This is a genomic window from Ferrovibrio sp., assembly GCF_046297595.1.
GTDB lineage: Bacteria > Pseudomonadota > Alphaproteobacteria > Ferrovibrionales > Ferrovibrionaceae > Ferrovibrio.
In genome coordinates, this window is record NZ_JBKBHT010000002.1 from 522646 (window position 1) to 542514 (window position 19869).

Consider the following 19869-nt stretch of genomic DNA (forward strand, 5'->3'; position numbering starts at 1 on the left):
GGTGCTGACAGGCTAAGGGGGTAGTCATGCCGCAATTTGATACCGTGATCCGCAATGGCACACTCGCCACGGCATCCGATGTCTTTGCCGCTGATCTCGGCATTATCGGCGGCCGGATCGCCGCCATCGGCGCCAGCCTCGGAGCGGGCAAGAGCGAGATCGATGCGACCGAACGACTGGTGCTGCCCGGCGGCGTCGATGCCCATTGCCATTTCGACCAGCCGACCAGCGACGGCGCGGTGATGGCCGACGATTTCTATACCGGCAGCCGCTCGGCCGCCTGCGGCGGCACCACCACCATCATTCCCTTTGCCTGTCAGTTCAAAGGCCAGTCGCTGCGCGATGCGGTGTCCGACTATCACCGCCGCGCTGACGGCAGATCGTTCGTCGACTATGCCTTCCACCTGATTGTCAGCGACCCGACCGAACAGCTGATCGGTCAGGACCTGCCGGCGCTGATCCGCGACGGCTATACGTCGTTCAAGATCTACATGACCTATGACGATATGAAGCTGAATGACCGTCAGGTGCTCGACCTACTGACGGTGGCGCGCCGCGATGGTGCCATGGCGATGATCCATGCAGAGAATGCCGATTTCATCGGCTGGCTGACCGACAAGCTGCTGGCTGAAGGCCATACCGAGCCGCGTTATCACGCTGCATCGCGTCCGATGGCGGTGGAGCGCGAGGCAACGCACCGCGCCATCACCATGGCGGAGCTAGCCGACGTACCGATCCTGATCGTGCATGTCTCGGGCCGAGAGGCGGTAGAGCAGATCCGCTGGGCGCAGGGGCGCGGCATGAGGATTTATGCCGAAACATGCCCGCAATACATGGTGCTGACCGAGCATGACCTGCACGGCCACGGCTTTGAGGGGGCGAAATGCATCTGCAGCCCGCCGCCACGCGATAAAGCCAACCAGGCGGCAATCTGGGATGGTCTGGCCGGCGGCGTATTCAGTATCGTGTCGTCAGACCATGCGGCTTTTCGTTATGCTGATCCTAAGGGCAAGATGATTCGTGGCGACAAGGCGTCATTCAACTGGGTGCCGAATGGAATTCCGGGGGTCGAGACTCGTCTGCCGATCCTGTTCTCCGAAGGCGTGCAGAAAGGCCGTATCAGCCTGCCGCGCTTTGTCGAACTGAGCGCTACCAACCCTGCGAAGATGTATGGCCTCTATCCGCGCAAAGGCACGCTGGCGATCGGCGCCGATGCGGATATCGTTATCTACAATTCTGACCGGAAGGTGACCATCACCAACGGTCTGCTTCACCACAACGTCGATTACACGCCCTATGAAGGGCTGGAGGTTACCGGCTGGCCAGAGACCGTGTTGTCGCGCGGCGAAATTCTGGTGACGAAGGGCGAGTTTGTGGCAAAGGAAGGTCGTGGCCAGTTCCTGCCCTGCGATCCACCCGAGCTGGCCAAGCCGAAGAAATTTCTTTTCTGATTTCACCAACTAGAGCCTGCCGAATGCGGTGGTTTTGAGCATGAAGCGTCTGCTGGTGATCAATCCGAACAGTTCCGTCGCAGTGAGCCGGCGGTTGCGCGGCACAGCAGATGCGTGTCTTTCCGGAAAAGCCTTGGTTCACGTTGAGACTGCTACGGGAGGGCCTGCATATCTGGGCGATGCAGCTACTATGAGCGCGGGAGAGGTTGCGGCAATTGGCAGAGCCCCGCCGTGTCGGCGAGCCGGCAGATCGTGCGGAATATGCGGTTGATGTCGAATGGCGAAAAACCGTCGAGCCCGCCCAAGCGAAATGGTTCAAGGGCGCCTTCGCCAACCAGAATATCGTCTGCAAGCTCCGCGACCAGACGACGGTAGATTGTCTTATCGCAGAGTTTGGCGTGTCGGCGAACGCACGAACCTAGTTCGGCAACCCGAATCCCGACATTTCAAGATGGTGGGAGCTTCTACACATACCTAAGTAAACTACCCATCGATCATTGGCTTCTCTATTGCTCGTATGTTTTACGAGCATGGAGCGGGGCGCCAAATTATCCAATTGTTCTTGCCTAGTCTCACTCTTAACTAAACGATTCTCATTTCAAGCTGACGGCTTTCATTTTCAGCTGCACTTCACAACATATATCGCGGCGCGGCGGTGCATAAAAATAAGTATTGACTTAATTAAGTTATAAATTAATTATAAGCGCCATGCAACATTTCGCCGCTTTGGCCGATCCCACCCGCCGTCAGATCGTTGAATTGCTGGGGCGCGGCCAACGCGCCGCAGGCGAGATCGCAGAAGGCTTTGCGATCTCGGCGCCGGCGGTATCGCAGCACCTGAAAGTGCTGCGCGAGGCAGGGCTGGTGCGGGTGCGGGTCGATGGCCAGCGGCGGATTTACGAGCTTAATCCAGACGGCCTGGCCGAGATCGATGCCTGGCTTGATCGTGTGCGCCGCTTCTGGGGGCCGCGGCTGGACGCCCTGGAGGCCGAGTTGCGCAAGCCGGCCCCAGCCAAGAGGAAAGCGAAAGGACGCAAGCGATGAACACTCTTTCCATGAAGCACGTAATCGACAACGACGCCTTCGGCACGGTACTGGAATCCGGTGCCATCCGGTTCCGGCGACTGCTGCCGGGCCCCATCGAACGGGTCTGGGAATACATCACCGATCCGGAAAAACGCGCCACCTGGCTGGCGGCCGGCGAAATGGAATTGCGAATTGGCGGCAAGGTGACGCTCAACTTCCATAATGCCAAGCTGGCGCCGAAAGACGAAGCTGTGCCGGAATGGCTGCAGCCTTTTACCGGGCCGATGTCGCTGAACGGCCGGATCACGCAGCTGGAGGCGCCGCGCAGGCTCGGCATGACCTGGGGCGATGCGGGCGACGGCAGCCCGGCCTCGGAAGTGCTATTCGAGCTGGAATCGCAGGGCAAGAACGTTGTTCTGGTGCTGACGCATCGTCGCCTGACGAGCAACCGCGAGGGGCTGATGGTTTCCTGCGGCTGGCATGCGCATCTGGGCGTTCTGGTCGCCCAGATGAACGGCGACCCGGCGCCGGCCTATTGGTCGAAATTCGACCAACTGCAGCCGGTTTATCGGAAGCATTTCCCCGAATAACAAACGAAAAGCCCGGCCAGGTTTCCCCGGCCGGGCTTTGCCATGGAGCGCGCTGGCTGCCAGTTTAGCTTCTGGTCAGTTCACGCTCTGGATGGCGTCCTTCAGGATGCCGAAGATGTCGTCGATATGCTGCTTCTTCAGGATCAGCGGCGGCGACAGCGCGATGGTGTCGCCGGTCAGGCGCGCCATCAGGCCGCTTTCATAGGCCTTCACGAAGACCTCGTAGCCGCGTTTAGTCGGGCCATCCTCGCGCGGCGCCAGTTCGATGGCCGCCATGATGCCGCAATTGCGGATATCGATGACATTCTTCATGCCCTTCAGGCTGTGCGCGGCTTCTTCCCAATAGGGCGTCAGCGCTTTGGCATTCTCGAAGATGCCTTCGTCGCGATAGAGGTCCAGCGTGGCGATGCCGGCGGCGCAGGCCAGCGCGTGGGCCGAATAGGTATAGCCATGGAACAGCTCGATCATGTGCTCGGGGCCCTGCATGAAGGCCTCATGCACGTGCTTGCGGGCGAAGACGGCCGCGGCCGGCACGGCGGCATTGGTCAGGCCCTTGGCGACCGTCATCATGTCGGGGATCACGCCGAAGGTGTCGGCGCCGAAGGCGGCGCCCGTGCGGCCGAAGCCGCAGATCACCTCGTCGAAGATCAGCAGGATGCCATGCTTGTCGCAGATCTGGCGCAGCTTCTGGAGATAACCCTTCGGCGGCACCAGTACGCCGGTGGAACCCGCCACCGGTTCGACGATTACGGCCGCAATGGTGCTGGCGTCGTGCAGGGCAACGATACGCTCCAGGTCGTCGGCCAGATGTGCGCCCCAGTCGGGCTGGCCCTTGGAAAAGGCCATGTCCTTCAGGCTGTGGGTGTGCGGCAGATGATCCACGCCAGCCAGCATCGGGCCGAAAACCTTGCGGTTCGAGACGATGCCGCCGACGCTGATGCCGCCGAAACCCACGCCGTGATAACCGCGTTCGCGGCCGATCAGGCGGGTGCGGGCACCCTCGCCGCGGGCGCGGTGATAGGCAATGGCGATTTTCAGCGCGGTATCCACGGCTTCCGAGCCGGAATTGGCGAAGAAGACATGGTTCAGGTCGCCGGGCGCCAGATGGGCGAGGCGGGCGGCGAATTCGAAGGCTTTCGGATGGCCCATCTGGAAGGTGGGCGCAAAATCCATCTCCTCGGCCTGCTTCTTGATCGCGTCCACGATCGGCTGGCGGCAATGGCCGGCATTGACGCACCACAGGCCGGCGCTGCCGTCGATCACCTGGCGGCCGTCATGGGTGGTGTAGTGCATGTCCTTGGCGCCCACCAGCAGGCGCGGTTTGGCCTTGAACTGCCGGTTGGCGGTGAATGGCATCCAGAAGGATTCAAGATCGTTCGGGACGGCGGTGGGGTTGGCGGACATGGGTGTCTCCGGTCGGCGCTGAAAAGGGCGGCAGGGGTGAAACTCAGCCGATAATCGGGGAGTTTGAGATGCCGAAACAACGCTTTTCTTGTCTCTTGTAAAGCATTGGAATAATTGAAATCAAAAGACAAAATGTTCAATATAATGAACACTGAAACAGACATCGGGGAGGTGCGGCATGGAGATCGATATCGGCAGCCGGCTGAAAGCCGTGCGGATCGCGCGGAAACTGTCGCAGCGGGAGCTGGCCCGGCGGGCGGGCGTGACCAACGCCACCATCTCGCTGATCGAATCGAATCAGGTGAATCCCTCTGTCGGCGCGCTCAAGCGCGTGCTGGACGGGCTGCCGATGGGCCTGGCGGAATTCTTCGCCATGGAAGAACAGCCAGCGCCGCGCAAGGCCTTCTACGCGGCAGAGGAGCTGGCGGAAGTCGGCAAGGGTAAGATCAGCTATCGCCAGGTTGGCGCCGACCTGAGCGGACGGTCCCTGCAGATCCTGGTCGAACGCTATGCCCCCGGGGCCGATACCGGCCGCGTCATGCTACGCCATGAAGGCGAGGAAGGCGGCGTGGTGATCCGCGGCCGCATCGAGGTGACGGTAGCGGGCCATGCCCGTGTGCTGGGGCCGGGCGATGCCTATTATTTCGAAAGCGCGCAGCCGCACCGCTTCCGCAATCTGGGCAAGGAACCCTGCGAGTTGATCAGCGCCTGCACGCCACCCAGCTTCTGACAGCGCTTCTGGCGGTCAGTCCTTCGTCGCGGCGACCGCGACGATCTCCACCATATGCGGGTATTCCAGCGTGGCACCGATGCAGGCGCGCTGCGGCTCATTGGCGCGATCGACCCAACCGAGCCAGACATCGTTCATTGCAGATTTTTGCGCCATGTCGGCGATATAGACCGTCACCGACAGCAGGCGCGACTTATCCGTGCCGGCCTCGGCCAGATGCCGCTCGATCTTGGCCAGCGTTTCCTGGGTCTGCCGGCGTATATCCTGTTCGGCCGTATCGGCCACGGCCACGGTGAAGACCAGGTTGCTGTAAGCCACGGCGCGGCTGCGGCCCGGCGCCATGCCGGGGAAACGGGTGATAGGCAGCATCATTGGGTTCCTCAGCCGGCGCCGCCGATCATCTGGCTCGGCAGCCAGGTGACCAGTCCGGGCACGAAATAGATCAGCGCCACCGCCACACACATCAGCGCAAACAGCGGCAGGGCCGTTTTGGCGATGTAGGTAATCTGGTGCCCGGTCATGCCCTGCAGCACGAACAGGTTGAAGCCCACCGGCGGCGTGATCTGCGCCATTTCCACGACCAGAACCAGGAAGATACCGAACCAGACCAGATCGATGCCCACGCGCTCGATCATCGGCAGCACGATGGCCATGGTCAGCACCACCATCGAGATGCCATCCAGGAAACAGCCCAGCACGATATAGAAGACCATCAGCACGATGATCAGCGCGCCAGCACTCAGGTCCATCTTGTCGATCCAGTCGGCCAGATGGCGCGGCAGGCCGGTGAAGCCCATGGCCAGGGTCAGGAAGGCGGCGCCGGCCAGGATCAGCGCGATCATGCAGCTAAGGCGTGTGGCGCCCAGCAGGCTGTCGGAAAAGGTTTTCCAGGTCAGCGAGCCCTGGGTCTTGGCGACGATCAGCGCACCGACGACGCCCAGGCCGGCCGCTTCGGTGGCGGTGGCGATGCCGGTATAGATCGAACCCAGCACGGCAATAATCAGGCCGACGGTGGGCAGCAGGTGGCGCGAGGCCCAGACCTTCTGCCGGAAGGTGTATTGCTCGGTCGGTTTCGGTATCCGCCCCGGATTGAGCAGCGACCAGACGATGATATAGCCCATGAACAGCGCACCGAGCAGAATGCCGGGCAACACGCCGCCAATGAACAGCTTGGAAATCGAGACGTCGGTGGCGACGCCGTAAACGATCATGATCAGCGAGGGCGGGATCAGCAGGCCCAGCGTGCCGGCACCGGCCAGGGTGCCGATCACCAGGTCTTCGGGGTAGTTGCGCGCGCGCAGTTCCGGGATGCTCATCTTGCCGATGGTGGCGCAGGTGGCGGCCGATGACCCCGAAACGGCAGCAAAGATGGTGCAGCCGATCACGTTGGTGTGCAGCAGGCGGCCGGGAATGCGCGTCATCCACGGGGCCAGGCCGCGGAACATGTCTTCCGACAGTTTGGTGCGGAACAGGATTTCGCCCATCCAGATGAACATCGGCAGGGCGGTCAGCGTCCAGCTGGAGCTGGCGCCCCAGATGGTGGTGACCATGGCATCGCCCACGGGGCGCGAGGTGAACAGGGCCATTGCGAGCCAGCCGCAGGCCAGCAGGCCGAGACCGATCCACAAGCCGGCGGCAAACAACGCGAAAAGTGCAGCGATCAGGAAAACGGCAATAACGATCTGGTCCATGTCAGGGCCTATTCGGTGCGGGCGAGTTCGGCATTCTGGCTGTCAAGCGGCTTGCCGCGCAGGACCAGGACCAGTTCCTCGATGAATGCGATGCAGAAGATCACCGTGCCGAGCGCCATGGCGATCTGCGGAATCCACAGCGGCGTCGCATCGTTCGCGGTGCTGATGTCGTTGAACTTGTAGGACCACCAGGCCATCTTCACGCTGTAGAAGGCGAAGGCGCCGCTGATCAGCACTGCCAGCACCAGGCAGAACAACTCGAGCCCGCGGCGCGGCTTGCCCGAGAAGCGGCTGATCACGAGGGTGACGCGGATATGGTCGCCTTTCACCAGCGTGCCGGCGAGCGCCAGGAAGGATGCCGCGGCCATGAAGTAACCGGCATAGGAGTCGATGCCGCGGATGTAGAAATTGAACTGGCGTCCGAGAATGCTGAGGATGATCGTCGCCAGCAGGGCGATCATGAACAGGCCAGCGAGCCAGAGGCTGGCCCGGTAGAGCGGCTGTAACGGAGAGCGCATGAGAAACTCGATGGCGGAAAAGGCGCCGGGCGGGTTTTGAGGCCCGCCCGGCTGGGATTTACATCTTCTTGTAGTTGTCGACGATGGTCTTGCCATCGGCACCGGTCTTCTTGACCCATTCCTCAATCATGGTGGCGCCCACCTTCTCAAGGCCGGCCTTCAGTTCGGCGCTCGGCGGCTGCACCTTCATGCCATTCTTGACCAGGTCGGCCTTGGCCGACTCGGTCTCGACCTTCGAGGTCTCCCAACCGCGCTTCTCGGCGGCGGCAGCGGCATCCTTCACGGCCTTCTGGGTGGCGGCATCCAGCTTCTTGAACGCGTCGTTGTTCACGAAGACCAGGTTCTTCGGCAGCCAGGCCTGGGTATCGTAATAATGGGTCAGGCTTTCCCAGACCTTGGAGTCGCGGCCGGTGGCGCCCGAGGTCATCATCGTGTCGACCACGCCGGTGGCCAGCGCCTGCGCCAGTTCGGCAACCTGGATGGTCACTGGCTGCGCCTGCACCAGTTCGGCGATGCGCGAGGTGGCCGGGCTGTAGGCGCGCCACTTGACGCCCTTCAGGTCCTCCACCTTGTTGATGTCCTTCTTGGAGTAGATGCCCTGCGGCGGCCACGGCACGGCATACAGCGCCGTCATGCCCTGATCGGCCAGCTTCTTCTCGATCAGCGGCTTCTGCGCAGCCCACAGCTTGGCGGCGGCATCGAAGCTGGTGGCGAGGAAGGGCACGCCGTCGGCGCCGAAGACCGGAATCTCGTTCTCGATGTTGACCATCAGAACTTCGCCGATCTGGACCTGGCCGGTCTGCACCGCGCGCTTGATCTCGGGGGCCTTGAACAGCGAGGCGCCCGGATGCACGGTGATCTCCAGCTTCCCGCCGGACATCTTCTTCACGTCCTCGGCGAACTGCACCATGTTCTTGGTGTGGAAATTGCCCGCCGGATAGGCGCCCGGCAGATCCCACTTGGTCTGGGCCAGCGCCGCACCCTGCGCACCAACCACCAATGCGCCGCCGACCACGGCAGCGCTAAGCCACGTCTTGTAAGACATTCGATAATCTCCCCGTTGGATCATGCGCCTCCTCGGCGTGAGGAAACTGCGCATTGAAAATAGTTTGTCATCGTATGACCGGATTTGGCAAGACCAAGTCGCGCGAAAAACCGGCTGGCGCAAAAAAGGGCAGGATGGCTGTCTCTAAATCAACAGGATGGCTGTCTCTAAATCAAGACGCGGTGATGGCCGGACTCTGCCTTGTATCTATGATCTGGCGAATGGCCCGGCGTAGGTCGCCTGGCGAGAATGGCTTTTCAAGGCATGGTTGCCCGCTGTTGCGGATGAATTCAGCAATATCCGCGCTCAGCATGTCGCCGGTGACGAACACGATACGCCGTGCGAGGTCTGGATTCTCCGCGCGCAGCCGGTGAAACAGGCTGCGCCCATCGAGACCAGGCATGCGCAAATCGGTAAGGATTACGGCGAACTGCGTCTGGCTGATGCGTTCCAGTGCATCATAGCCGCTCGCCGCCACCACAACTTTTAGTCCAGTGGCGTGCAGGATTTCAGCCAGCAGATCGGCGACACCAGTTTCGTCGTCTACCACCAATGCGTGCTGTCCGTCGGCTCCCGGTAAATTGGTTCCCAATGGTTTGCCATCTGGCGATTCCGCGGTGATGGCCTCGCCGATGGGAAGGCGCAGAACGAAACAGGCGCCGCCGCCCGGCGCCTCCTCTACCTCCAGCTGACCGCCATGCGCGGTGACGATGCCGTGGCTGACGGCCAGTCCGATTCCAGTGCCGCTGCCCGGCGTATGACCAGGCGGCTTGGTCGTAAAGAACGGCTCGAAGACCCGTCGCCGCAGATTAGCAGGGATGCCCGGGCCATTATCCTCAATGCGGGCCTCCAGCCATTGATTGTCCGCGCTACAAGCCACGCTGACGACGATCCGCCCCGATTCCGACCGGCCCGCCAGCGCCTGCTGGGCATTTACGATCAAGTTGCTGATCACCTGGTTGATCTGGTCGGGATCGGCATTGATGGCGGGCAGGTCGGCATCATAGCGCCGCTCCACCATGATCCCCGCACTGCGCAGATTGTAATCCAGCAGGTTGAGTGCATCTTCGATCACGCGATCCAGCACCACGCGCCGTCGCGACGGTCGCCGCTGCCGCGCCATTGCCAAAAATGTGCGGGCGATCCGCGCGCAGCGCGCAGCGGCGACTTCAATCTTGTCCGCACGCTCGGCAAAAGACGTTCCTGCCGCGCTTTCCTTCAGCATCTGGGCATGCCCCACCACGATGGAAAGCGGGTTGTTCAGTTCGTGTGCGACGCCGGCCAGCAGCGAACCGAGGGCAGACAACTTCTCTGACTGATACAGCGCTTCGCGCTGACTTTCTATCTTGGCGGCACTGCGCTTGCGCTCGGTGATGTCGCCAATCGAACCGCCCACACGCAGTACCCGACCGTGAGAGTCGCGGGCCGTGGCGGCGGTCACCTGTATCCAGCGTTCATCTCCGTCGGCACGGCGAATGCGGTATTCCATGGCAATGGTCGGAATGTCGCCGCGCAGCAGCCGCCGCGTTTCCTGTTTCAGCGCTTCCAGGTCATCCGGATGCACATGCTCATGCCAGGCAGTAATGTTGTCGCCCAGATCGCTGGCGCGGCGACCGACGATCTCTTCCAGTCGCTCTGAATAGAATGCAGTGCCATGCTCGACATCCCATTCGAATATGCCGTCATTTGCGCCGCGGATCGCCAGGCGATAGCGCTCCTCGCTCATCCGTAATTGCTGCCGCGCGGTGATGTCGCGCAGGTAAGCCACTAGCATGCGCTCGCCGCCGGATAGCAGAAGCTCGGTGACGGTCAGTTCGACCGGAAAGATGCTGCCATCGGCGCGCATGCCTTCGGTCTCGAACCGCTGGCGGCTGGATGTGTCGGCCGTATCGGCTAGTCGACGCAGCATTGCCGTTTCATGTTTGCTGCGCAGATGCGAAGGAACGACAACGCCGCCAACTGGCTGCCCGATCACGTCGCGGCTGCTCCGACCGAACATGGCCTCTGCTGCAGGATTGAATACGATAATTCTGCCCTGGCGGTCGGTAACGATCACGCCATCCAGCGATGCCTCCAGCAATGGCCTGATCTGCTCCAGGCCGTATGGCAGGCTATCGGGCATTATGAGGATGTCGCCATATTTCGCCTGAACATATAGCCGGCGCCGCGTACGGTCTTGATGATTTCGGGTTTCCCCGGATCGACTTCAATCTTGCGTCGCAGTCGGGCGATGCGGATGTCGATGCTGCGATCGAAAGGTTCCCAGTGATGGTGGTGTGCCAGGTCGAGCAACTGGTCACGGCTCAATACCTTGTTGGGGTGGCGCGCAAAAGCTGCCAGCAGGTCGAACTCCATGGCGGTGAGGACGATCTCGTTGCCTGTCATGTCATAGAGTTTACGGCTGGGCAGGTTGAGATACGTCTGTCCAAAGCGAATAACATCGTCATCTGTCGCCGTGGTAATATCCCCGACACGGCGCAGGATGGTCTTGATCCGGGCGCGCAGTTCCCGCAGGTCAAACGGTTTGGTGATGTAATCGTCGGCGCCAACCTCAAGGCCGACGACACGGTCGATGACCTCGTCGGCTGCCGTCAGCATGACGATGCCGATTTTTGACCGGGCGCGCAGCCAGCGCGCCAGGCTAAGCCCGTCTTCGCCCGGCATGGTGATGTCCAGAATGACCAGATCGGCAGGGCGTTCGGCGTGCAGGCTGCGAAAGGTATCGGCGTCGCCTGCCGTACTCACGGCAAAGCCATGGTGGCCGAGATATTCAGCCACCATGTCGCGAATGCCCTGTTCGTCATCCACCACGATAATATGCGGTTGATTTGTCATGCCGCGACCTCTGCCTCCACCTTGTGATAGCAAGGGGCGCCGGGACTCGTCCATCATTGATTGCACGCGGCCGTTTCAGGCGCAGGCGCGCTGCTGGTGGCTGGTTTCGCAGGCCCGCAGGAACGGCAACATGACGCGGGCAACGGCATCTGGGTGGCTAACCGGTGCCATATGGCCCAGATCGGGGAGAATGGCATGACGGACGGCGGGCAACAGGCCAGCCAGACGGTCTGCGATCAGCCTGACGGTGCCAGGCGACCGCATTCCACTGAGCAGCAAGACGGGCAGTTTCAGGCTGCGGTAACTCGCCGGCATGGTTTTGCAGCCCAGGGTCAGCACGAAATCCAGCCACAATCGCGGCACCTGCACGATCAGGGCGGCCTGGCGCTGGAGCGTCATGCGGTCGAAGCTGCCCGGTTCGTTCCAGTAATCGATGAACAGCCGCGCGGCAGTGGTGGCATCATCGCGCAGATAGGCGGTCCGCATGTCGGCGGCCAGAATCTGAATCTGATGCAGCGCGGGTGCATGTCCGCCCAGTTCGGGGCGCAGCAGGTGGAAAGCCACTGGTTCGTAGAGGGTCAGGCTGCACAGCCGTGTCGCATGATCGATCGCGGTGCGCAGGGCCACGGCACCGCCATAGGAATGGCCGATCAGATGTACGGGCCGATCGAATCGCCGCAGGAGTGCGCCGACCAGTTCGGCCTCGTCATCCAGCGTCATGCGGTTGCCGGCCGGGAACGGCTCGCTACGGCCATAGCCATATAAATCGGGGCAATGCAGACGGAAGGTATCGCCCAGCCAGGGCAGCATCCCGCGCCACATCACGCCCTGACCGCCGGAGCAATGCAAGGCAATTACCGGGGCGCCATCGCCGGCCGTGAACTGGTGCACAAGCGTGCCGCGTGGACCCACAAACGCCTGTATGGGAATCTGCATGGTCGCGCCGGCGTCAGCCGGCGAGCGGTCATTGGCGGCGATGGCTGCAAATGGTGTCATGATCTGGAATCCTGCAGAGCTGCGTTTAGGCAGCCTGGGCCGGATTGTTCGCCGCCTCGATCATGGCGCGGCTCAGAATGCCGTAGGCCGTCGCCCAGGCATCGTGCAGGTCGGGTGTGAAGCTATCGCCGAAAGCGCTGGCCAGGGTATCCAGCAGGGCGGTGCCCACGGTGGCATAATGGGTATCTTTCACCCCATAGCCGACATGACGCCGGGCCATCGACTGTACGCCTTCGATCACCGTGTCCAGATGGTCAAGCGCCGCCACTACCGAGCCGATGGCGAACATGAGCTTTTGGCCCTGGGCGCGCATGTCGCCCTTGAACAGGGGCTTGAGGGAAGGATCCAGGGTGAACAACCGTTCGTAGAATGCAGCGGCAGCCACCTCCTTCATGGGCAGGACCTTGACGAAACTGTCTTTGACAAGGGCGATCTGGGCGGGGGTCATGTAGGGTCTCCGGAAGTGCGGGTTCAAGTTGGCGCGCTTATCGGGGTACACCGTTTCGGTTCTGTGTCTCGCATCTGCGAAAAGTGTTTCAATTGTTTCTGGTGCCTTGTCATGGCAGGGTCATGCCATTCCTGTAGCGATTGCCGGCTTGCTGGGTCGTTGGGGGCGGGCGTGTGGAGCGGAAAACGGGGATAGGCATGGCGCCAGATATTTCGCAGCGGGCGTCGGCCGGGTCAGGGCAGGACATACAGGAAAAGGCAGGCAAGGCCCCGGCCTCCTGGCTGGCGCGGCTGTCCTGGGCGATGTTCGACTGGGCAAACCAGCCTTATTTCACCGTCATCACCACCTTCATCTTCGCTCCCTATTTCACGGCCAAGGTGATCGGCGATCCCGTTGAGGGGCAGTCGCTGTGGGGGTTCACCATAGCCTTCTCGGCGGCGCTGGTGGCCTTGGGCGCGCCGTTTCTCGGGGCTATCGCCGATGCCGGCGGCCGCCGCAAGCCGTGGCTGTTCTTCTTTCAGATCCTGCTGGCCTTCGGCTGCGCGTTGCTGTGGCTGGCCCAACCCGGGCAATTGCAGCTGTTGCCGCTGGTGATCCTTGGGCTGGTACTGGCCAATATCGCGGCCGAATATTCCATCATGTTCAATAATGCGCTGCTGCCGGCGCTGGAAACGCCGCGCCATGTCGGGCGTCTGAGCGGCATCGGCTGGGGGCTGGGCTATGCCGGCGGACTGATCGCGCTGTTTACCGTGCTGATCGTCTCGCAGCCCGAACTGGTCGGCATCAAACCGCCCGAAGGCGAAGCGTTTCTGGGCCTGAAACGCGACAGCTTTGAAGCCGAGCGCATCATCGGTCCGGCAACCGCGCTCTGGGTGGCGCTGTTCGTCCTGCCCATGTTCCTGTTCACGCCGGATCGTCCGGGTTCCGGTCAACCCTTCCTGGCCGTGGCGAAAGCCGGCATCGCACAGGTTTTCGCCACCGTGCGCCACATGCGGGAATACGGCAATCTGCTGCGTTTCCTGATCGCCTACATGATCTATTACGACGGACTGGTGGCCATCATCGGCTTCGGCGGCATTTACGCCGCGGGTATTTTCGGCTGGGGCACGACGGAACTCGGCCTGTTCGGCATCGCGCTGAACGTGATCGCGATCCCCGCCGTGATCGCCGGCGGCTGGCTGGATGATCGCATCGGCTCCAAACGCGCGGTGCAATTCGCCATCGTCTCCGTCGCGCTCGGCACGCTGGGTATTTTGTCGATCACCGCCGACAAGGTTTTGTTCGTCATCGATGTGGCGCCGCGCGCTGCCGGCGCCGGGCTGTTCAGCGCCACGGGCGAGCAGGTCTTTTTCCTCTGCGCCGTCTTGCTCGGTCTCGGCATGGGGCCGATGCAGGCCGCCAGCCGCACGCTGGTGGCGCGGTTGAGCCCGCCGCAGATGGTCGGCGAGTTCTATGGCATCTTCTCGCTGTCGGGCCGCGCCACTACGTTCCTCGCGCCCCTGCTGATCGGCATCGCCACGGCCATGTTCGATACCCAGCGCATCGCGGCCGCCATCGTGCTGATTTTCCTGGGCGCGGGCTTCGTGCTGCTATGGAAGGTGAAAGAGCCGGTGCGGGACTGATGCCCCGGCCCTGTCGCGAGTATTGACGGATGTTCAGCCCGTCTTGGCAAACGGCCGCTGCGGTTTCTCGCGGGCGGCCAGGGCGCGCTCACCCTCGTTCATGTAGTCCCGCGTGATCGGCAGGGCGTCCACCTTTTTGGTCAACTGCGCCTGGAACACCATATGGCCCCAGTGGCGGAAGGTGACTTCCGAGGCGGCCAGATAGAATTCCCACATGCGGCAGAAGCGCTCGTCATACAACGCTTTGGCCTTGTCCCACTGGGCCAGGAAACGTTCGCGCCAGTGTTTCAGTGTCTCGGCGTAATGCAGGCGCAGGATTTCGATGTCCGTCACCCAGAGTTGGCTCTGCTCCACCACGGGAATCACTTCCGACAAGGCCGGGATGTAACCGCCGGGGAAGATGTATTTGCGGATGAAGGCCGGCGTGGTGCCGGGGCCTTCCGAACGGCCGATGGAATGCAGCAGCGCCACGCCATCGTCTTTCAGCAGGCGATGAATGCCGCTGAAATATTCACGGTAATGCGGCACGCCCACATGCTCGAACATGCCGACAGAAACGATACGGTCGAACTGTCCGGCCAGCGTGCGGTAGTCCTGGATGTGGAATTTCACGCGGTCGCTCAAACCGCGTTCCTGGGCGCGGCGGGTGGCAATGGCGTGCTGCTCATGGCTCAGCGTGATGCCGGTGACTTCCACGCCGCAGGTCTCGGCCAGATACAGCGCCAGCCCGCCCCAACCGCAGCCGATCTCCAGCACCGTCATGCCGGGTTCGAGCTTCAGCTTGGCCGCGATATGGCGTTTCTTGGCCAGCTGCGCCTGTTCCAGCGTGGTGTCCGGCGTCGGGAAATAGGCGCAGGAATACTGCTTGTCGGTATCCAGGAACAGGTCGTACAGCCGGCCATCCAGATCGTAATGGTGCCGCACGCGGCGGCTGGCGGCAGCCTCCGGATTGAACTGGTACCAGAGGCGCACCGTCCGTTCCCACAGGCGCATCAGTCCCTGGAAGGGCAGCGCACCATGCGGACCCATATCCTGCACCACCGTGGTCAGGAAATCGTAGATCGATCCCCGCTCCATGGTGAGGTCGCCATCCATATAGGCCTCGCCGAGCGCCAGCTTTGGATTCAGCGCCAGCCGCCAGGCCGTGGATGCCTTGTGCAGGCGGATCACGACGCGGCGGTCGTCCGGCCCGTCTGTGTTGGCGGCAGCGCCGTAATGCTGGGGCCGGCCATGATGGTCGATCACGGTCAGCGCGCCGGTCTTGACCAGCCGTTTAAGAACGCCATGAAGCAACATGCGGAATCTCCATACGAAGAAAGAGATAACGCCCCATCCCCTGTCATATTGGCGCGCGGGTCTGTGCCGGACAAGAGGGGTTGTTCAGGCCGGCTCTCCGGACTGGTTGCGATATACCCAGTAGTTGGTTACGCGGGTATTCTATTCTCGGGACAGTTCCGCTTGCCGCCGGGCAAACTCAGGCCTGCGGCCAGTTTTCCGCCCAGGCGATGCCCTGCTTCTGCATCATGCGCTGAAAAGCCGGCCGGATATGGGTGGCGCCCACCACGCGGCGGATATTCCGTCCTTGCCACATCGGCCGGGCCAGGAAACGGCTCCAGCGTGCGAGCATCGTCAGATAGATGTCGCAGGTCGTGAACTGTTCGCCGGTCACCCAGCGATGGCTGCCGATCCCGTCGTCCAATACCTGGAATGCGCGATACAGCTTTTCTTCGGCGGCGCCTTTGAGGGCGGCCTGCTGCCCCGCATCGGCGAAGGTCCAGTCGGGATGGAACCAGTCGATGAAGGCAACTTGCACGGTGTTGGTCATGAAGGTCAGCCACTGGTAATGCCGGCCGCGGGCATGGCTGCCCAATGGCGGTGCTAGATTGGCTTCGGGATGCCGGTCGCTCAGATACTGGCAGATCGCCGCAGTCTCGAAGATGACGAAATCGCCATCCACCAGAGTCGGGATGCGACCGTTCGGATTGAGCTTTTTATACTCCGCCTGCTCGTGTTCCCTGGCGGCGATGTCCAGCTTCACCATCTCGTAGGCGGCGCCGATTTCTTCCAGAACGGCCTGCGGCGCCATTGCCGCGGTGCCAGGCGCCCAAAACAGCTTGTACATCGCGCGATGCCTTTCCGGTCAGTGGCGGAAATGGCGCATGCCGGTGAACACCATGGCAAGGCCCGCCTTGTTGGCGGCGTCGATCACTTCCTGGTCGCGGATCGAACCGCCCGGCTGGATCACGGCGGTGGCGCCGGCCTCGACCAGCACTTCCAGGCCGTCGGCAAACGGGAAAAAGGCATCCGAGGCGGCCACCGAGCCTTTCGTGAGTGCATCAGATAGCCCCGCGGCCTTGGCGGCATCCTGGGCCTTGCGATAGGCGATGCGGGCGGAGTCCACGCGGCTCATCTGGCCGGCGCCGATACCGACGGTGGCGCCGTTCCTGGCATAAACAATGGTGTTCGATTTCACATGCTTGCCGACGCGGAAGGCGAACAGCATGTCGGCCAGTTCCTGCGGGGTCGGTGCGCGCTCGGTCACCACCTTGAGGTCGGCCTCGGTGATGCGGCCGGCGTCCCGCGTTTGCACCAGATAGCCGCCGGCCACCGATTTCACGAACCAGCCCGGTGCCACCGGATCGGCCATGCCGCCGGTGATCAGCAGGCGCAGGTTCTTCTTTGCCGCCAGAAATGCCTTGGCGTCGTCATCCGCATCGGGGGCGACGATCACCTCGGTGAAGATGGCGCCGATCTTCTCGGCGGTGGCCTTGTCGAGCTTGCGGTTCATGGCGACGATGCCGCCGAAAGCCGAGGTGGAATCGCAGCGCAGGGCCGCGTCCCAGGCCGCCGACAGCGTATCGGCCATCGCCACGCCACAGGGATTGGCGTGCTTTATGATGGCAATGGTAGGCTTGTCGGAAAATTCCGACACCAGCTCGAAAGCCGCATCCGTGTCGTTCAGGTTATTGTAGCTGAGTTCCTTGCCCTGCAGCTGTTTCGCCGAGGCCACGCCGGGGCGTTTGTCGCCGGTGACGTAGAAGGCCGCCTGCTGATGCGGGTTCTCGCCATAGCGGAGCGTCTGCTTGCGCTCGGCCGAGAGCAGCAGGGTGGGCGGGAAATCCTCGCCATTCTGCCGCGCGAACCAGGTGGCGATCATGCTGTCGTAGTTGCCGGTATGAGCATAGGCCTTGGCGGCCAGCTCGCGGCGCAGTTTCAGCGGCGTGGCGCCGTTATTGGCCTTCAGGGCCTCCAGCACCTTGGCGTAATCGGCCACATCCACCACCACGTTCACATAGCCATGGTTCTTCGCCGCCGAGCGGATCATCGCTGGGCCGCCGATATCGATATTCTCGATGCAGGTGGGGAAATCGGCGCCCTTGGCCACCGTGGCGGCGAAGGGATAGAGGTTCACGACCACGAGGTCGATCGGCGGAATGTTGTGCTTGTCCATCGCCGCCTTGTGCTCGGGCTCGTCGCGCAGGGCCAGGATGCCGCCATGGATGGTGGGATGCAGGGTCTTCACCCGTCCGTCCATCATCTCGGGGAAGCCGGTATGCTCGGCCACTTCCCTCACCGCCACGCCGGCATCCTTCAGGGCCTTGTAGGTGCCGCCGGTGGACAGGATCTCGATACCGAAGCCGGCCAGCGCCTTGCCGAACTCCACCAGCCCGGTCTTGTCGGAAACGGAAAGCAGCGCACGGCGCACGTGGATCAGGTCGGCGGACATCGGCAGGGGCCTCGTTGGCGAGAGAGGGAAGGCGGCGAGGCTATAGCATGATGCGGCCACCCCCGGAAGGCGTGTAAAACCCATCCTAATTCAATGGCTTACAGGATTTGTGCCGGGCCGCGATCCATGCTACACGAGGCCCCCATGCGCTCCTATCTGGAATTCGAGAAGCCAATCGCCGAGCTTGAGGCGAAGATCGCCGAGCTCAGGCAGCTGGTCGACAGCGGCAATACCGACATCGCGGAAGACCTGGAAAAGCTGGAGGCCAAGGCCGCCCAGCAGCTGCAGGCCACCTATGCCAAACTGGGTGCCTGGCAGAAAACCCAGGTTGCCCGCCATCAGGACCGGCCGCATTTCGCCGATTACGTGGCCGGCCTGATCGAGGATTTCGTGCCGCTGGCCGGCGACCGCAATTTTGCCGAGGATGCCGCCATCGTCGGTGGCATGGGGCGTTTCCGCGGCCGGGCCGTGATGGTGATGGGCCATGAGAAGGGCCGCACCACCGAAAGCCGGCTAAAGCACAATTTCGGCATGGCCAAGCCGGAAGGCTATCGCAAGGCGATCCGCCTGATGCGCATGGCCGACCGGTTCCGCCTGCCGGTGATCACGCTTGTGGATACCGCCGGTGCTTATCCCGGCGTGCAGGCGGAAGAACGCGGCCAGGCCGAAGCCATCGCGCGGGCCATCGACTGCTGCCTCGATATCCGTGTGCCGCTGGTGGCCGCTATCGTGGGCGAAGGCGGTTCGGGCGGCGCCGTGGCGCTGGCGGCTGCCAACCGCGTGCTGATGTTTGAACACGCGATCTATTCGGTGATTTCGCCCGAAGGCTGCGCTGCGATCCTGTGGAATGATGGATCGAAGGCACAGGATGCCGCCGAGGCTTTGCGCGTCACGGCGGAAGACTTGTTGAAGCTGAAAGTGGTGGACGAGATCGTGAAGGAGCCCATTGGCGGCGCCCATCGCGATCCAGCCCGTGCCATCGCCGCGCTGGGCGATGCGCTGGATGCCAGCCTGCGTGGCCTGCTGGGTCAGGAACCGGGTAGCCTGCGCGAGGCGCGTCGGCGCAAATTCCTTGAGATGGGCAGTCACGGGCTTTAAGCCGCCCATTGCCTGGAAACGGCATCAGGCCCGCGGCATGCGCTGCGGGCCTTTTTGTATCTGGCTGGTTCCGATGAAATCCGTCACCAGCGATGCGATGTCTGCCGCGCGCTCACGCGGGAAGCCGTGATCGCCACCTTTGATCACATGCAGCGTCGCCTGAGGCAGCAGGTCCTGCAGGTGACGGCCAATGCTCACCGGGCTGATCGAATCCGCATCTCCCCAGAGCAGCAGCACCGGCATGCGGATATCGCCGATCTGCGGCGTGTGATCGGCCCGGGCCTTCATGATCCAGTCAGCCGCGCGCGGATATTCCGCACGATACTCCGGCCGCCAGTCGGTGGCGCCGAAGCGCGCAACATCGAGGCCGCCCGAGGCGGCGGTCAGCACCATGCGGCTGATCCGCTGCGGATGCCGCAGCGCCAGCCGCATGGCGAAGATGCCGCCCATCGAATGGGCCAGAATCACGTTGCCGCTCGGTGCCAGATGCTTTTCCGCATGCTGCGTCAGGGCATCCAGGCTATCATAGCCCGGCGCATGCGGCTCGTGCCCCAGGCCTGGCCAGTTCAGGTAGGTCTTTTCCCATGCATCGGGCAGCAACTGCCCGAGCGGATGCCAGAATTCCGCCGCACCCCCGGCGCCGGGCAGGAAGAGCAAATGCGTCATACTACAACCTATAACAGCGATT

Annotated in this window: 20 protein-coding genes; 7 read left to right on the plus strand and 13 right to left on the minus strand. The window is 62.5% G+C overall.

Annotation, left to right across the window (positions count from 1 at the left end; all coding sequences use genetic code 11):
* Positions 1-26 precede the first annotated feature (26 nt).
* The 4 genes from hydA to ACK4FJ_RS08360 all read left to right on the plus strand — a co-directional run bounded on the left by hydA (position 27) and on the right by ACK4FJ_RS08360 (position 3067).
* On the plus strand, positions 27-1451 hold the full coding sequence (gene hydA / locus ACK4FJ_RS08345; protein WP_409765392.1) for a dihydropyrimidinase: 1425 nt from the start codon (positions 27-29) through the stop codon (positions 1449-1451).
* A gap of 215 nt (positions 1452-1666) precedes the next feature.
* Positions 1667-1873, plus strand: a complete 207-nt coding sequence (locus ACK4FJ_RS08350; RefSeq protein ID WP_409765393.1) for a hypothetical protein — start codon at positions 1667-1669, stop codon at positions 1871-1873.
* 286 nt (positions 1874-2159) lie between these two features.
* Positions 2160-2495, plus strand: a complete 336-nt coding sequence (locus ACK4FJ_RS08355; RefSeq protein WP_409765394.1) for a metalloregulator ArsR/SmtB family transcription factor — start codon at positions 2160-2162, stop codon at positions 2493-2495.
* 11 nt (positions 2496-2506) lie between these two features.
* Positions 2507-3067, plus strand: coding sequence for an SRPBCC family protein (locus ACK4FJ_RS08360; protein WP_409765395.1), 561 nt, complete (start codon positions 2507-2509; stop codon positions 3065-3067).
* Positions 3068-3142: 75 nt separating this feature from the next.
* Here the strand turns inward: ACK4FJ_RS08360 and ACK4FJ_RS08365 are convergent, their stop codons facing one another.
* Positions 3143-4471, minus strand: coding sequence for an aspartate aminotransferase family protein (locus tag ACK4FJ_RS08365; RefSeq protein ID WP_409765396.1), 1329 nt, complete (start codon positions 4469-4471; stop codon positions 3143-3145).
* A 178-nt stretch (positions 4472-4649) separates the two neighbouring features.
* Here ACK4FJ_RS08365 and ACK4FJ_RS08370 point away from each other — a divergent pair, with 178 nt between their 5' ends.
* Positions 4650-5201 (plus strand): cupin domain-containing protein, encoded by a 552-nt coding sequence (locus tag ACK4FJ_RS08370; RefSeq protein WP_409765397.1) that lies wholly within the window; start codon positions 4650-4652, stop codon positions 5199-5201.
* A gap of 15 nt (positions 5202-5216) precedes the next feature.
* On the opposite strand, the gene ACK4FJ_RS08375 is transcribed toward ACK4FJ_RS08370, so the two are convergent.
* The 8 genes from ACK4FJ_RS08375 to ACK4FJ_RS08410 all read right to left on the minus strand — a co-directional run bounded on the left by ACK4FJ_RS08375 (position 5217) and on the right by ACK4FJ_RS08410 (position 12734).
* Complete coding sequence (locus ACK4FJ_RS08375; RefSeq protein ID WP_409765398.1) at positions 5217-5573, minus strand: RidA family protein; 357 nt, start codon at positions 5571-5573, stop codon at positions 5217-5219.
* A gap of 8 nt (positions 5574-5581) precedes the next feature.
* Complete coding sequence (locus ACK4FJ_RS08380) at positions 5582-6892, minus strand: TRAP transporter large permease (RefSeq protein WP_409765399.1); 1311 nt, start codon at positions 6890-6892, stop codon at positions 5582-5584.
* Positions 6893-6900: 8 nt separating this feature from the next.
* Positions 6901-7410, minus strand: a complete 510-nt coding sequence (locus ACK4FJ_RS08385; protein WP_409765400.1) for a TRAP transporter small permease — start codon at positions 7408-7410, stop codon at positions 6901-6903.
* A 58-nt stretch (positions 7411-7468) separates the two neighbouring features.
* Positions 7469-8455 carry a TRAP transporter substrate-binding protein gene (locus tag ACK4FJ_RS08390; RefSeq protein ID WP_409765401.1) on the minus strand — a complete coding sequence of 329 codons (987 nt, stop codon included), beginning with the start codon at positions 8453-8455 and terminating at the stop codon, positions 7469-7471.
* Between the two features lie 172 nt (positions 8456-8627).
* A complete protein-coding gene (locus ACK4FJ_RS08395; protein WP_409765402.1) occupies positions 8628-10577 on the minus strand; it encodes a PAS domain S-box protein in 1950 nt (649 codons plus the stop codon).
* Positions 10577-11290 carry a response regulator gene (locus ACK4FJ_RS08400; RefSeq protein ID WP_409765403.1) on the minus strand — a complete coding sequence of 238 codons (714 nt, stop codon included), beginning with the start codon at positions 11288-11290 and terminating at the stop codon, positions 10577-10579. The genes ACK4FJ_RS08395 and ACK4FJ_RS08400 overlap by 1 nt, the downstream gene beginning before the upstream one ends.
* Positions 11291-11365: 75 nt before the next feature.
* Entirely contained in the window at positions 11366-12286 is a 921-nt protein-coding gene (locus ACK4FJ_RS08405; RefSeq protein ID WP_409765404.1) for an alpha/beta fold hydrolase, read from the minus strand.
* A gap of 25 nt (positions 12287-12311) precedes the next feature.
* A complete protein-coding gene (locus ACK4FJ_RS08410) occupies positions 12312-12734 on the minus strand; it encodes a globin family protein (RefSeq protein WP_409765405.1) in 423 nt (140 codons plus the stop codon).
* Positions 12735-12931: 197 nt separating this feature from the next.
* Between ACK4FJ_RS08410 and ACK4FJ_RS08415 the strand changes: the two genes are divergently transcribed.
* The gene (locus ACK4FJ_RS08415; protein WP_409765406.1) at positions 12932-14356 is read left to right on the plus strand and encodes an MFS transporter; all 1425 of its coding nucleotides are present in this window, start codon (positions 12932-12934) and stop codon (positions 14354-14356) included.
* 33 nt (positions 14357-14389) lie between these two features.
* Here ACK4FJ_RS08415 and ACK4FJ_RS08420 read toward each other — a convergent pair whose 3' ends face one another.
* The 3 genes from ACK4FJ_RS08420 to purH form a co-directional block, all read right to left on the minus strand.
* Entirely contained in the window at positions 14390-15652 is a 1263-nt protein-coding gene (locus ACK4FJ_RS08420) for a class I SAM-dependent methyltransferase (RefSeq protein ID WP_409765407.1), read from the minus strand.
* A 178-nt stretch (positions 15653-15830) separates the two neighbouring features.
* Positions 15831-16478: a glutathione S-transferase family protein gene (locus tag ACK4FJ_RS08425; protein ID WP_409765408.1), complete on the minus strand. Its 648-nt coding sequence runs from the start codon at positions 16476-16478 to the stop codon at positions 15831-15833.
* 18 nt (positions 16479-16496) lie between these two features.
* Positions 16497-18083, minus strand: coding sequence for a bifunctional phosphoribosylaminoimidazolecarboxamide formyltransferase/IMP cyclohydrolase (gene purH / locus ACK4FJ_RS08430; protein ID WP_409765409.1), 1587 nt, complete (start codon positions 18081-18083; stop codon positions 16497-16499).
* Between the two features lie 144 nt (positions 18084-18227).
* Here purH and ACK4FJ_RS08435 point away from each other — a divergent pair, with 144 nt between their 5' ends.
* Positions 18228-19181: an acetyl-CoA carboxylase carboxyltransferase subunit alpha gene (locus ACK4FJ_RS08435; protein ID WP_409765410.1), complete on the plus strand. Its 954-nt coding sequence runs from the start codon at positions 18228-18230 to the stop codon at positions 19179-19181.
* A 24-nt stretch (positions 19182-19205) separates the two neighbouring features.
* On the opposite strand, the gene ACK4FJ_RS08440 is transcribed toward ACK4FJ_RS08435, so the two are convergent.
* Positions 19206-19847 carry an alpha/beta fold hydrolase gene (locus ACK4FJ_RS08440; protein ID WP_409765411.1) on the minus strand — a complete coding sequence of 214 codons (642 nt, stop codon included), beginning with the start codon at positions 19845-19847 and terminating at the stop codon, positions 19206-19208.
* Positions 19848-19869: the final 22 nt, after the last annotated feature.